8 protein-coding genes and 2 rRNA genes (1 of these 10 running past the window's edge) are annotated in these 13,599 nt (G+C 68.9%); 1 reads left to right on the top strand and 9 read right to left on the bottom strand.

All coding sequences use genetic code 11. The annotated features are described in order from the left end of the window. Positions 1 to 55: 55 nt before the first annotated feature. The 7 genes from ABNQ38_RS12315 to ABNQ38_RS12285 all read right to left on the bottom strand — a co-directional run bounded on the left by ABNQ38_RS12315 (position 56) and on the right by ABNQ38_RS12285 (position 11,773). A complete protein-coding gene (locus ABNQ38_RS12315; RefSeq protein ID WP_377807657.1) occupies positions 56 to 1,537 on the bottom strand; it encodes a tetratricopeptide repeat protein in 1,482 nt (493 codons plus the stop codon). A gap of 268 nt (positions 1,538 to 1,805) precedes the next feature. Beyond that, positions 1,806 to 4,865, bottom strand: coding sequence for a tetratricopeptide repeat protein (locus tag ABNQ38_RS12310; RefSeq protein ID WP_377807656.1), 3,060 nt, complete (start codon positions 4,863 to 4,865; stop codon positions 1,806 to 1,808). Positions 4,866 to 4,872: 7 nt separating this feature from the next. Beyond that, positions 4,873 to 7,119 (bottom strand): hypothetical protein, encoded by a 2,247-nt coding sequence (locus ABNQ38_RS12305; protein WP_377807655.1) that lies wholly within the window; start codon positions 7,117 to 7,119, stop codon positions 4,873 to 4,875. A gap of 35 nt (positions 7,120 to 7,154) precedes the next feature. Then, entirely contained in the window at positions 7,155 to 8,066 is a 912-nt protein-coding gene (locus ABNQ38_RS12300) for an endo alpha-1,4 polygalactosaminidase (protein ID WP_377807654.1), read from the bottom strand. A gap of 45 nt (positions 8,067 to 8,111) precedes the next feature. After that, positions 8,112 to 9,053 (bottom strand): NAD-dependent epimerase/dehydratase family protein, encoded by a 942-nt coding sequence (locus ABNQ38_RS12295; protein ID WP_377807653.1) that lies wholly within the window; start codon positions 9,051 to 9,053, stop codon positions 8,112 to 8,114. Between the two features lie 105 nt (positions 9,054 to 9,158). Beyond that, positions 9,159 to 9,545 (bottom strand): response regulator, encoded by a 387-nt coding sequence (locus tag ABNQ38_RS12290; protein ID WP_377807652.1) that lies wholly within the window; start codon positions 9,543 to 9,545, stop codon positions 9,159 to 9,161. A 425-nt stretch (positions 9,546 to 9,970) separates the two neighbouring features. After that, positions 9,971 to 11,773: a thiamine pyrophosphate-requiring protein gene (locus ABNQ38_RS12285; RefSeq protein ID WP_377807651.1), complete on the bottom strand. Its 1,803-nt coding sequence runs from the start codon at positions 11,771 to 11,773 to the stop codon at positions 9,971 to 9,973. Positions 11,774 to 11,933: 160 nt separating this feature from the next. On the opposite strand from ABNQ38_RS12285, the gene ABNQ38_RS12280 reads away from it, so the two are divergent. Continuing rightward, positions 11,934 to 12,353: a hypothetical protein gene (locus ABNQ38_RS12280; protein ID WP_377807650.1), complete on the top strand. Its 420-nt coding sequence runs from the start codon at positions 11,934 to 11,936 to the stop codon at positions 12,351 to 12,353. A 103-nt stretch (positions 12,354 to 12,456) separates the two neighbouring features. Here the strand turns inward: ABNQ38_RS12280 and rrf are convergent. Next, a 5S ribosomal RNA gene (gene rrf, locus ABNQ38_RS12275) occupies positions 12,457 to 12,572 on the bottom strand. A gap of 150 nt (positions 12,573 to 12,722) precedes the next feature. Continuing rightward, a 23S ribosomal RNA gene (locus ABNQ38_RS12270) occupies positions 12,723 to 13,599 on the bottom strand; it runs 1,868 nt beyond the window's last position.

Below are 13,599 nucleotides of genomic sequence, written 5' to 3'. Positions count from 1 at the left end.
ATCGCCGCCCCCATTCTCCGTCCACCTTTTTTAACCATAAAGAGTTGACACACCGTCAATAGCGCCAGACCAGGGTGACGCCGGCGCTGTTCACCGCGCTGGCCGTGCCGCGCGCGGTGGAGCGGGCATGGCTGGCGCGGAATCCCAGTTCCAGATTGTCCGCCGGCTCCCATCCCAGCGAGATGGCCCCCTGGGGTCCGCTGCGGCCCCGCCGGTCGTAGGCGTAGCCGAGCTGCGCCGCATAGCGGACATAGTCGGTCAGGTAATCCTCGACGTTCAGCTGCAGCGCATGGACCTCGCGCGTCGCCGCCGGCAGCGGGATGTAGGGCTGCCCCCCTGTCGTGCTTCCATTCGCGTCCTGCCGCTCTTCCCGGTGCGCCACATATTCGGCGTCCAGCACATAGGCGACGCTGGCCAGCGGCCCCACCGTGTTCAACGTGTAGCGCAGCGATCCCTCCAGCGTGGCGCTGCGCGCCAGATCGGCCTCGCCGGACAGCCCATAGCGGTTGTAGCCGCCTCCGAGCGACAGCGACCAGTGGTCGGACAGCCGGTTCTCGTGCTGGACGAACAGGCGGTCGCGCCGGCCGCCATCGACGATCCCCTCCAGGAAGGCGAAGCTCGGCTCGCTCCAGGCGAAGCCGGCACGCGTTTCGGACTCGTCGCCGCGCCAGAGATGGCTGTAGCCGGCGCCGAGCGTCTGCGGGGCGGCGTAGAGCGCCAGGGTGGAGCGCTCCAGCTCCGGCCAGTCATGGACCAGCGCCGCCTCCAGCCGGGAGCGGGCGCCATGGAACGGCTCCAGCCGGCCGTCGCCGCGGCGGGCGGAGTCGACATCGACCTCGCGGCGCTCCAATGCCCAGGTGAGGCTGGTGGAGCGGCCAAGCTCCTGAACGCCGCTGAAGCGGGCGATGCGCTGCATGTCGGCGTTGCGCACCTTCTGCCAGTCGAGGTCGAGGCGGCTGCGGTCGGCCGTCTCGTGCAGGAGCAGCGCCTTGCCCCGGACCAGCGACGGCTCGCCGGGCGTCAGTTCCAGCGCCGTGTCATAGGCCATGATCGCGTCGCGCCAGCGGCCGAGCCGCTCCTCCGCCTGGGCCAGCAGGGCGGTGGACTGGGCGTCCTTCGGGTCCTGCGCCAGCAGGTCGCGCAGCAGGGTCCGCGCCGGACGGACATCGCCGCCCTCCATCAGCGCCAGGGCGCGGAAATAGTCGAGGCGCCGCTGGGCGGCACGGTCGGCGGCCAGATTGGCAGCCTGGGCCTCGCGGCTGGGAGCGGCGGCGGAACGAGTCAGAGCGACGCTGAGGCCGGCTGGGTCGGTCGAGACCGCCGCCTCGACACCGGGGCCGAGCACCAGCACGACGCTGTCGTAGCCGTAGAGGATGTTGTCGACCCAGGACTCCAGCCGCTCCGGCACACGGTCGAGCGCGACATCTCCAAGCGGGCGGCTGAAGCGGAGCACCAGCTCGCGGCCGTCGCGCTGGGCTTCGCTGGCGACGGTGCCGGGCCAATGCAGGGCGAAGCGGGCGGAACCGTTCTCACGCACGGCCTCGACCCTCGCCGGTTGGGCGTGTGCGGGGGCGGGGGCAGCGAGAAGGATGAGGGTAAGGAGGACGGCAAACCACATCACCCCCTCTCCCGCCCCGGGAGAGGGAAGGGGCCCATGCGGAGCATGGGAAGGGTGAGGGCTGATGCGAGGAGCCATACGGTTCAGGATTCTTGGAATGCCCCTCACCCTCCCCGCGCCTTCGGCGCGGGTCCCCTCCCTCTCCCGGGGCGGGAGAGGGCGTTTTTCGGGAACGGCCCGAAGCCGATCACGGAAGGGCCAGGACACGGCGGGCCTCCGGCAGTCGTCCGTTTTCGATCAGCATCGATGCGTAGTCGGACTTCAACTGGCGGTCGGCCGGACGGCGCTTGCGCAAGCCCTCGAACAGCGCCACGGCGTCGTCCACCTTGCCCAGCCGGTTCAGCAGGTTCGCCTCCGTCTGGGTCGCCGCGTCGCCGCGCGTGGCGCGGGCGCGGAGCTGCGACAGGGCGGTGCGGTAGAAGGGGATCGCCACGGTCGGGCGCTTCAGCGCGGTCAGCGCCTCGCCCAGGAAATAATGCGCCTCGTAATCGTCGGGGCCGGCGGCGACGTAGCGGCGCAGCAGGCGCTCGGCGTCGGCGAGGCGGTTCTCGTCATAGGCCAGCATGCCCAGTTGGCGCAGTGCGTCGGCATCCTCCGGCTTGCGCGCCAGCAGCGCGGTCCAGGCCTGCGAGGCGGCGGCGCGCTGGCCGGTCTGCTCGGCGAGGCGGGCATAGCGGCGCAGCCGGTCCGGGGAGGCCTCGTCGGCCAAGGCGGCGCGCACGGCCGCCGCCAGCTCCTTGCCCTTGCCGGCCGCCGCCAGCGCCTCGATGTAGGGGGTTCTCAGGACCGGCTGTGCCGGGGCGGCAGCCTGCGCGCTGCCCTGCCCGCCAAGCCCCTGTCCACCGAGCCCGGCGATGACGCGCCGGCCGCCGCCATACTCGGCGAGGCGGTCGTACCACGCGGCCTGCTCGGCCGGGGGGCCGGCGGCCTTGGCCCGCGCCTCGATCCAGTCCAGCCCGGTTGCAGGCGGGCGCGGCCCCCAGAGATAGGCCAGCTGCCTGAAATCCTCGCTCTGCGGCCCTTGCCCGGCGGCCAGCCGTTGCAGCACCTGCTCGGCCCCCGCCTTGTCGCCGAGCGCCAGCAGCGCCGAAACCGGCTCCCGCCGCCGGTCGGCCGGCAGACGGTCATCGGTCGCGCGGGCCAGCAGATAGCGGCGCAGGTCGGCCTTGCGCCCCAGCTTGGTCAGCGTGTCGCGGTAGAGCGAATCCTCCGCCTCGGCCAGCGGCGCGGCGGCGGCGCGGCCTTGCAGCAGGGCGGCGAGGTCGGGCAGCGCGTTCGCCTTGGCGGCGGCGGCGGCATAGACGCTCAGCCAGTCCTCGCCGGATCGCGCTCCCCCCTGGCGCTCCGCCCAGGCCCGCAGCAGCGGCAGCGCCGCGCGATAGGCCTTGTGGTCGAGCAGCATGGTGACGATGGCCTGCTGGTCCGCGTCGGACAGGGTGCCGCGCGCCAGCTTGGCAGTCAGGTGGCGGGCCAGCTCCTCCGACCGGCCGGCGCCGTCGAGCGCGGCGATGTAGACGGCCTCCACCTCCGCACCGCCGCCGTCAAGCAGCGGAGCCAGCAGCGGCAGCGCGTCGGCCGGCTTGCCGGTGGCGGTCAGTGCGCCGGCCAGCGCCAGACGGCTGCGCGGCGAGGGGTCGAGCGCGAAGGCGCGCTGGGCGGCGGCCAGCGCCAGGGCGGCGGCGGGGCGATTGGCACGCGGATCTGTGGCGGGATTTGCGGAAGCGCGTTCGGCGGCGCTGCCGGCGATGTCCTGCAACAGGGCGAGCGGCAGCTTGGGTTGGCCGGCCAGCCAGTCGGCGACCGCGGCCGGATCGCCGGCCTTGGCGGCCAGCCGCGCCCAGCCCTGGGCGGCGGCTGGAGACTGCGTGGCCTGCCGCCTTGCGGTGAACCAGGCAAGACCGGCCGGCGCGCGGTCGAAGTCGATGAACAGGGCGGCCAGCTCCTCCAGCGCTTCCTCCGGCACGGTGCCCGACAGCGGCAGCCGGTCGAAGGCGGCGACCGCGGCGGCACGGCGGCCGGTGCGGTCGAGGATGCGGATGGCGCCCAGCCGGTCGTTCGGCGTCAAGCCATCGCCGGCAAGCGCACGCTCCGCCCACTGCGCGGCGGCGGCAGGGTCGCCGCGGCCGAGCGCGATGTTGGCCGCCAGGATCGGGTAATCGTCGAGGAAGTCTTCCCCCAGTTCGCGGTAGAGGCGGTCGGGGAAGGCCCGGTCGCCGTCGCGGAGCGCGGTTTCCGCCAGCCCGGCCAGGACCCAGTCGGGCACCAGATGCAGGTCGCGTCCCCTGGTCGCCTCCAGCGCCGCGCGCGGCATGCCGGCATTCGCCTCCAGCGCCAGCAGCCGGCCGAACTGGGCATCCTCCACCGGACCGGAGAGCGCCGACAGGCGGGCCCGCGCCGGCTCCCGCCGGTCGGTGGCGATCAGCAGGTCGATGTAGGTCAGCTCCAGCGCCAGCACGGGAGCGCGGCCCGCCACCTGTGGCCCAGTCACCTGAGGTTCGATCAGACGCAGCCCGAGATCGGGGCGCGATGCTGCGGCAAGCTGGCTGGCGAGACCGATCATGTCGGCGACGGTCGGCCGCTCGCCCAGCCAGCGCCGGGCACGCTCATAGGCCTCGTCCTCGCGGTCGAGGTCGATCAGCAGGCTCATCAGCAACTCGCGGCTGTCGGGCTGGATGTTGCCCGTGGCGCGGTCGTCGGCGCGCAGCAGCCAGTCCACCGCGCCGGCATGGTCGCCGCGCGCGGCCAGCAGCGCCGCCAGCTCCTGCTGGGCCTCGACATCCTCCGGCCGCAGGGTGCAGTAGCGCACCAGCGCCTCGACCTTCAGCGCCATCCGGTTGCGGAAGCCGGCGGCATAGGCCAGCTCGCGGAACAGGTCGGCGCTGTTGCGCATCTCCGCCAGTGCCTTCAGGTTCTCCAGCCGGTCGCCCGGCCGCTGTGCGTCCTGATAGAGACGGTCGAGCAGTTCGCGGGCCTCGACGGAGGACGGCTCGGCGGCAAGGAACCCCTCGGTCAGCTCGATGGCGCGCTCGACGTCGCCCTGAGCCAGCGTCAGGCGGGTCAGCGGCATCACCGTGGCGCCGCTGCGGTCGCCGGCGGCATAGCGCTGCTCGTAGGCATCGCGGGCGCTGTCGTAATCGCGGTCGCGGAATTTCTGCAGGGCAAGCTCGGCGCCGTGCGGGATCAGCAGCAGGCTGGCGCCGACACCGGCCAGCAGGATCAGCAGGACGACGAGGAGGTTCGCGCGCATGGCCGCCCTACCCCGCCGCGCCGTCGGCCGGGCGGAAGCGCAGCAGCAGCGGCGCGATGGCGGACACCGGCACGGTCAGCGCCAGCCGGCCGTCGGCATCCGCGCTGGCGCTGCCCGACCACAGCAGGGTGCCGTTGCGTTCCGCCGTGACGGTCCAGCGGCCGGGCCGCGGCACCTGCCAGACCATGCCGCCCGCACCGTACCCAGTGGCGGCAACGTGGAAGCCGCGATCGTCCGCCGCGAAGGCCGAGAAGGCCCAGCGCCCCTGCACCAGATAGGGCATGGCGGCCGGCGGGTCGCGGTCGGCGCGGTCGGTCTCGGTCAACGCCACCACCGGCTCCGCCACCGCCGGATCGAGCGCCACATAGAGGCTGCCCTGGCTGTGGCGCTGGCCCAGCACGCCGCTGGAACGGGTGAAATCGACCGCGTCGGCGCTGGCATGGTCGAAGCGCAGCGTGTTCAGCGCCCCGCGGTCGCGCACGCGCCAGCGCCGCCCGCTTCCCTGGCCGTCCAGCGGCTCGAAACGGGTGGTGTAATAGCCCCCGGCGATCCGGGCGTAGGTGGAGGCGGCGACCGGCGCCAGCTCCTGCGCCTGCGCGGCGGTCAGCACCGAGACGAGCGCGTTGAGGCTGGCCGGCTTCTGGCCGGTGTACATGTGGTAATAGACGTTGAAGGGCTTCAGCCGCAGCGGGCTGCCGGCATGCCGCATGGTGTTGACCAGATTGCGGTAGCCGTAGAAGCGGTTGGTCCACAATTCGGTGTAGGTGTTCTCGTTGCTGCCGGCGGCGTAGATCTGGCGTTCCGCCCCCACCGGCAGGCCGATGGGCGGCAGGCCGGTGATGGACGGGAAATCGGCGTCGAACCGCGCGTCGCCGCCGTTGATGTTGACCCCGCCGGCCTTGCGCACCGCCGCCAGCGCCGCCTCGAAGGGGGAGGTGTCGCCCGACCACTGCACCAGCACCGCCCGCTTGCCGGCGGGAGCCAGCCGGGTGAAATAGTCGAGAGCGCCGCCGATCTCCTGGTCGAGGTCGAAAGGCTGCTGCAGATAGGCGCGCGGCACGGCATAGCGGCCGATGTCCGACACTTCGCCCGCCTCCTCCGCCGCATGGTCGTCCCCTTTCCCGGGCTTGCGGCTGCCGTCGCGGTCGAGGAAGGGCGCCTCGGCCTGCCGGCTGTAGTCCTTGAAGAAGGCCCATTGGAAGGGGTGGGTCCAGGTGTGGCTGGACGGCTCGACCTGCGGCAGGGCGAACAGCGCCTTGGCCGCCGCCAGCGACTCCGGCGTGCCCTTCCAGGTCGGGTCGAGGTCGCCGACGATGGGGGCGACGCTGACCGGCAGGTCGGGAAAGGGCTCGATGGCGGCGGTGCGCACCATATCGGCGGACAGCACGCGGCGGGCGGCATAGGGTGCCACCTCCGTCACGTTGCGCCAGCCGTCGCCATCGATGTGGCTGAAATAGAGCCGCCGCCCGGACAGGGTGGTCACGTCGGGTTTCGGCAGATCGTCGGTGGCGAAGCTGTCGCGGAAGAAGGCGAAGGGATCGACGATCCATTGGCGCCGGTTGTACTCGGCGTCGAAATAGCGGGCGTATCCTTCGGTCACCAGACCGCCGGCCGGACCGGTGACCACCAGATGGCTGTCGCTGGCCGGATCGTCGCCGCGCCGCATCGCCAGATGGGTGGCGAAGCGCTCGTCGGTCTTACGGAACAGGGGATAGCCGGGCAGCACCCCCGACAGCGGCCGTTCGAAGCCGATCGTCGCGTCGGCCAGCGCCGGCTTCGATTTGTAGGTCAGGTCGGAATAGCCGTCGTCGTCGCGCAGCCCGAAGCGGGCGAAGAAACGGTTGGAGACGGCCAGCGGCACCGGCTTGCCGCCGTGCTCCAGCCGCACCCCCGGCTGCCCCAGCACGGCGAAGCGGACGCCGCGGTCCATCGCGCGGGCCGCCCAGCCGACATAGGCGCCGACATCGGGGAAGGGCTCGCCCGCGAACCAGGTCACGACGCCGCGCAGGTCGGGATAGCGCGACAGGTCGGGCAGACCGTCGGCGACGTTCCAGTAGACCACCGACAATCCCAGATGGTTCAGCGGTAGTTCCGCCATCGTGTGGATGCGGCTGAGGCGGATCGTGCTTTCCTCGCGCAGGTCGACCAGCGCCAGGATGGTGCGCGGCACCGTCCGCTGCGTCGTCGCGGCGACGGATGGGCCAGCGGCAAGCGCGGGAAGCGCCGCACCGGGCAGGAGCATGGCGAGTGCCAAGGCTGCCGCCCGGATGCCCGCTTGGAACCGGCCCCTCACCGCGGCGGCTCCGGGATCAGGCGGTCGAGTTCGACCGTCGCGACATAGGGGGAAAAGCCGTTGGCCCGTTGCAGGTCGTAGATCGCCCGCACCCCTGCCACGTCAGACGGGGTCCAGTAGTCCAGCGTGTGGAGGCCGAGCCGCGGATTCAGCGCGCCGGCCGCCTTCAGCGCGTCGACCTGGAACCGGTAATCCTCGGCGCTCTGGCGGTGCGGGCGCTTGGCGGCGAAATCCCAGCCGGCATAGACGCTCTCGCCCAGCGCATGGCTCAGCAGTGGGGCGGTCTGCGGCAGGATCTCATAGCCGCGGTTCTGCATCAGGCCGATGTCCGGCCAGTTGCGGCGGATGGCCCGCACCAGCGCCGCCGCCGCGTCGGTCATGCCGCGCCAGCGCTTCGGGTCGGTGCGTTCCAGATGCGGCGGATTGTCGAGCGTGTCGAGGAAGACCCCGTGGAAGCCCTCGCGCAGGATGGCGGGGACCAGTTCCTCCACCACCAGCCTGACCCAGCGGCGGTCGCGCACGTCGACATAGAAGCTGCCGGGCCAGTTGGGGTTTTCCTGATCCAGGATGCCCCACCCCTTCACCCGGCCGAACCACGGGCGGTGCGTCTCGACCTCGCCCACGCTGAGATAGCCGAGCAGGGTCTTGCCCCGGTCGGCCAGCGGTTGCAGCGGCGGGTGGGTCCTGCTGTCCAGCACCAGCAGCCGGTAGGGCTGGAAGGCGGCCAGCGGTGCGGCATCGGCGTAATAGACCGCCCAGGAAACGGCAGGGGCCGGAGCGGCGGGGACCCGGGCGGAAGCTTGGCCGGACTCTGCGGCCCACAGGCTTCTGTTGGGCAGCGCCAGCAGCGCCGCACCCGACAAAAGCCCGCCGGCGACCGCCCGCCGCCCGATCAAACAACCGGTCACGCCACCCTGCCCCGATCAGTCAGCCGAGTTTTTCACCCGGACCCGTCAGCCCAGCCACGCCAGCGTCTGGCGCAGCCCATCTTCCAGCGGCGTGTCGCAGCTCATTCCGAAAGCGGCGACCAGACGCGTGGGATCGCCGATGGATGTCCGGATGTCGCCCGGCCGCGCCGGACCGTAGCGCCGGTCGAGCGGCCGGCCCGACAGGTCGGCCAGCACCTCCGCCAGCCGGTTGACCGACGTCGGACGGCCGGTGCAGACATTGTAGACCGGTGCGCCCGACTGCGGATGTCCCATCGCCGCAGTCAGGTATCGCACCAGATCCTTTACAAAGATGAAATCCCGCACCTGCTCGCCGTCCCCATTGACGGTGATCGGCTCCCCCTTGGCAATGCGGCCGGCGAAGATGGAGATGACGCCGGAATAGGGGGATTTCGGATCCTGGCGCGGGCCATAGACGTTGAAGAAGCGGAAGCCGGCGGTCGGCACGCCGTGCACCCCGTCCGCCACCCGCGCATGAAGCTCGCAGCCCAGCTTGTCGGCGCCATAGGCGGACAGCGGACGGGTCGCCGCATCCTCGGTCAGCGGCATGTCGGGGTTGTCGCCGTAGACGGCGGCGGAGGAGGCGTAGATCACCGGAACCGGGCCGGCCGGATTGGCGCGGCGGGCGGCGTCGAACACGGCGATGGTGCCGGACAGGTTGGCGTGGTGGGTCTCCAGCCATGCCTCGCGCGACCGGTCGACCGAGGCGACAGCGGCCAGATGGAAACAGCCATCCACCCCCTCACCGTCCTCGCCGGCCATCGCCACCCGCACCGCATCGGCATCGGCGACATCGCCGACGATTACCGGCACACCGTCCGGCAGGTTTTCACGTTTGCCGGTGGACAGATCGTCCAGCACCCGGACCTTGTGCCCGGCCGCCAGCAGCCGCTCGATCAGGTGCGAGCCGATGAAGCCGCAACCGCCGGTAACCAGATAACGCGCCATCGCTGCGGCTCCCTCCGCTTTTGCGTGTGTTTGAAGTGATACGCGAAGTCAGGGATGCCGGATTTGAAAAATCTCGAACCGGGCTCAAATCGGCTGCAAAAAAGATCAGGCCGGCAGGAAACCTGCGACCGAAGCCTGGAATTCCTTGGGCTTGATCGGCTTCGACACATGGCCGTCGAAGCCCGCTTCGGCCAGCCGGCGCTTGTCCGCAGGCGTGGCGAGGTTGGTGACGGCCAGCACCGGGGTGGCGGCCAGGGCCGAGTCGGCGCGGATCTGGCGGATAAGCTCAAGCCCGGACAGGCCGGGCATGACGATGTCCATCACCACCAGATCGGGCGCCATATCGCGCATCAGATCCATCACCGAGGTGGCGTCCGACGCCTCAACGACGGTGAAGCCGCCCTCCTCGAGGCAGCGGACGAAGAGCTTGCGCATCAACACATTGTCTTCGACAACCAGGATCGTCCGCGTTTTCTCGACCGTGTCCAACATTCCGCCATCCAAGCCTTGTGGCCGAACACCATGGCGTGAGCGGCATCGCCGGCATCCGGAAGGACGCAGCGCGCGACCCTGCGCTGCACACGGATGCCATCATTCACGCATGGTTCGCTCTCTATCCCTTTTTGGGGTGCAGGTCAAGCCATGCGCGATAGGGATCTACCCCGGTCGGGGGGTTGTCTCATGGAAATAAGGGAAAACCCCTCTCCTTTGCCGCGCAGCCACAGCATCGACACCCTGCCTGTGACCGGATCGAGTCCAGATATACAAACCGACTCCTTGAAATCTCTTTTGTCTGATCTTTGTCCTAATTGCGAGAATCGGCACAGACCCTTTTCGACGGAGCCGCATGATTGATATGACGCGCGAAACAGTTATGCGGCTCCCCGTTTCGAAAACCTCGGTTCGCTGCCGGCAGATCAGCCTTTCTTGCCGCCGCCATGCGGCAGATAGCTCTGGACGAGATCCTTGGCGGTATCCTTCAGCATGTCCCAGGCCTCCGGATCGCCCTTGGCCAGCGTCGCCATCATCGCCGCGGCGTTCTTCAGGGTGATGTGCGGCGGCAGCGGCGGGACGTTGGGATCGGTGTAGGCCTCGACCAGAACCGGCCCGCGGGTCGCCATCGCCTCGTCCCAGACGGCGGCGAGGTCTTCGGGCTTGTCGACGAACAGGCCTTTGAAGCCGAGCAGTTCGGCATAGCGGGCATAGGGGAAATCGGGAAGCTCCTGCGATGCCTCGAACTTCGGATCGCCGTTCTGGGCACGCATCTCCCAGGTCACCTGGTTGAGGTCGCGGTTGTTCAGCACCAGCACGACGAAGCGCGGGTCGCTCCACTGCTTGCAGTATTTCGACAGGGTGATCAGCGCGTTCATGCCGTTCATCTGCATGGCGCCGTCGCCGACGATGGCCAGCACCGGACGGTCGGGATGGGCGAACTTGGCCGCCAGGGCATAGGGCATGCCCGGCCCCATGGTGGCGAGACCGCCGCACAGCGTCGCCTTCATCCCGCGGCGCAGCTTGATGTCGCGGGCGTACCAGTTGGTGCCCGACCCGGTGTCGCAGGCGATCACCACATCGTCGGGCAGCCTCGGCGACAGTTCCCAGAAGACGCGCTGCGGGTTCAGCGGCGTCGCGTCGTTCATGGCGCGGGCTTCCAGCACCGTCCACCAGTCGGCGACGCCCGCCTCGATCCGCTCGCGCCAGGAGCGGTCCTGCTTGCGCTGGAGCAGCGGGATCAGCTCGCGCAGGGTGCCGGCGCTGTCGCCGACCAGATTGACCTCCATCGGATAGCGGATGCTCAGCATCTTCGGATCGATGTCGATCTGCACGCCGCGCGCCTGCCCCTCCTTGGGCAGGAACTCCGAATAGGGGAAGCGCGAGCCGATCATCAGCAGTGTGTCGCAGTTCACCATCATCTCGTAGCTCGGCCGGGTGCCGAGCAGGCCGATGGAGCCGGTGACGAAGGGCAGGTCGTCGGGCAGCGCCGCCTTGCCGAGCAGCGCCTTGGCGACGCCGGCCCCCAGGATGTCGGCGATCTCGATCACCTCGTCGGTCGCGTTCAGCGCGCCGGCACCGACCAGGATCGCCACCTTGTTGCCGGCATTCAGCACATCGGCGGCGCGGCGCAGGTCGGCCTCGGCCGGACGCACCACGGGGGCCGACCAGCCGACGCCGGAATGGATGGTGCCGTGGACATGCGCCGGCGCTTCCACCGCATCCATCTCCTGCAGGTCGTTGGGCATGATGATGCAGGTCACCGTGCGCTCGGCCTTGGCGATCCGCACCGCCCGGTCGACGATGTGCCGCACCTGGGCCGGGGTCGAGGCCATCTGCACATATTCGCCGGCCACATCCTTGAAGAGGGAGAGGAGATCGACCTCCTGCTGATACTGGCCGCCCAGCGCGGTCAGCGCCTGCTGGCCGACAATGGCGAGCACCGGCTGATGGTCGAGCTTTGCGTCGTACAGCCCGTTCAGCAGATGGATGGCGCCGGGACCGGAGGTGGCGAGGCAGACGCCCATCTCACCGGTGTATTTGGCGTGCGCCGTCGCCATGAAGGCGGCCAGTTCCTCGTGGCGGGGCTGGATGAACTCGAACCGGTCGCCAGCGCGGGCGAGCGCGCCGACCAGCCCGTTGATGCCGTCGCCGGGATAGCCGAAAACCCGCTTCACGCCCCATTCGGAGAGCCGCTGCCAGAAGAAGTCACTGACGTTCGGAGCCATTGTCGCCTCTCTTGTCTCTGCTCGGATGTCACCGCCGTTCCTGTTTCAACTGTGTGCCGCCCCATCGGTTCGCCGGAGGCAGCGGTTTTTTTTGCCCATCCCCCTATCGGACCGATCCGGCCGGCGGGGCGTTATCGTGTGCAGCAACAGGGAGACAGCGATGGCCGAAGCCAACATCGATGACCGCTCCAGCTTCGAACGGGCTTACGAGCGGGACGCCTTCGAACAGGATGCGGCAGCGAACGCGCGCAGCGACACGACGACCGTCCATGGCGTGACCATCCTCTCCGCGGCCGATGCCAACGGGCGGATCGAGCTGTCGCGCAGCACGCGGCATGTCGGAGAAGGAAACCCGGAGGGAGACACCGTCTTCGTCGCGGCCTTCCGCGTTCACGACAGCGCCGCCGAGGCTGCCGATCCCTATTCCGGCTCGCTCGAACCGACCGGCGAAGCCCCGGGCGAGGCCGCAGACGACTACCGCAGCTTCATCGATCAACTGGTGGAAGCCGCGAAAGGGGCACGGTTCAAGCCGGACATCGGCCGCGGCGAAGAGAGGCTGACCGGCTTCCACGGCGGATGACGAACGGCGAAACGCCCCGTCTCATTCGAGGCGGGGCGTTTCCGATCAGTGTGAAGATGCAAGCGTGCGTGCTTTGGTTTGAAGCGTCTCTTGTGCCTGAGCGACCTGGCGGCGACCTACTCTCCCACGTCTTAAGACGCAGTACCATTGGCGCGGAGGCTTTTCACGGCCGAGTTCGGGATGGGATCGGGTGTTTGACACCTCGCCATGACCACCAGGTCACCGAGGCACAAGACCGACGCATCGTTACCGAAAGCGCTTATGCTTGTTCGTGCAAGTGAGGATGAGGATGTATCGAACGGCGATGCGCTGGTCAAGCTGCTGTTTTCGAGCAGGCTTGCTGCTGCGCATGGCGCGGTTAGTGGTGTCGAGATCAAGCCGATCGAGCGATTAGTAAGGCTTAGCTTCAGGCATTGCTGCCCGTCCACATGCCTCCTATCGACGTGATGGTCTGTCACGGCTCTCAAGGGAGTTCTGGTTTAGAGGTGGGTTTCCCGCTTAGATGCTTTCAGCGGTTATCCCGTCCATACTTAGCTACCCGGCCATGCCACTGGCGTGACAACCGGTGCACCAGAGGTATGTCCATCCCGGTCCTCTCGTACTAGGGACAGATCCTCGCAAAACTCCGACACCCACGGCAGATAGGGACCGAACTGTCTCACGACGTTCTAAACCCAGCTCACGTACCACTTTAATCGGCGAACAGCCGAACCCTTGGGACCTGCTCCAGCCCCAGGATGTGATGAGCCGACATCGAGGTGCCAAACGACTCCGTCGATATGGACTCTTGGGAGTCATCAGCCTGTTATCCCCGGCGTACCTTTTATCCGTTGAGCGATGGCCCGTCCACGTGGAGCCACCGGATCACTATGGCCGACTTTCGTCTCTGCTCGACTTGTCAGTCTTGCAGTCAGGCGGGCTTATGCCATTGCACTCGTCGAGCGATTTCCGACCGCTCTGAGCCCACCATCGCGCGCCTCCGTTACACTTTGGGAGGCGACCGCCCCAGTCAAACTACCCGCCATGCAGGGTCCCGGACCCGGATAACGGGCCACGGTTAGATGCCAGAGACTTCAAGGGTGGTATTTCAAGGTTGGCTCCACACGAGCTGGCGCCCATGTTTCCAAGCCTCCCACCTATCCTACACATGAAGTCCCTAGCACCACTGCAAAGCTGTAGTAAAGGTGCACGGGGTCTTTCCGTCTGACCGCGGGAACTCCGCATCTTCACGGAGAGTTCAATTTCG

The organism is Azospirillum sp. A29, from assembly GCF_042604625.1.
Lineage (GTDB): Bacteria > Pseudomonadota > Alphaproteobacteria > Azospirillales > Azospirillaceae > Azospirillum > Azospirillum palustre.
This window is presented reverse-complemented; position numbering and strand designations above follow the sequence as displayed.

What these genes read in the sequence shown, in the direction of transcription:
- ABNQ38_RS12310 (WP_377807656.1), bottom strand. Translation starts at nt 4,865, where the DNA reads ATGCGCGCGAACCTCCTCGTCGTCCTGCTGATCCTGCTGGCCGGTGTC.
- ABNQ38_RS12295 (WP_377807653.1), bottom strand. Translation starts at nt 9,053, where the DNA reads ATGGCGCGTTATCTGGTTACCGGCGGTTGCGGCTTCATCGGCTCGCAC.
- ABNQ38_RS12290 (WP_377807652.1), bottom strand. Translation starts at nt 9,545, where the DNA reads ATGTTGGACACGGTCGAGAAAACGCGGACGATCCTGGTTGTCGAAGAC.
- ABNQ38_RS12285 (WP_377807651.1), bottom strand. Translation starts at nt 11,773, where the DNA reads ATGGCTCCGAACGTCAGTGACTTCTTCTGGCAGCGGCTCTCCGAATGG.
- ABNQ38_RS12280 (WP_377807650.1), top strand. Translation starts at nt 11,934, where the DNA reads ATGGCCGAAGCCAACATCGATGACCGCTCCAGCTTCGAACGGGCTTAC.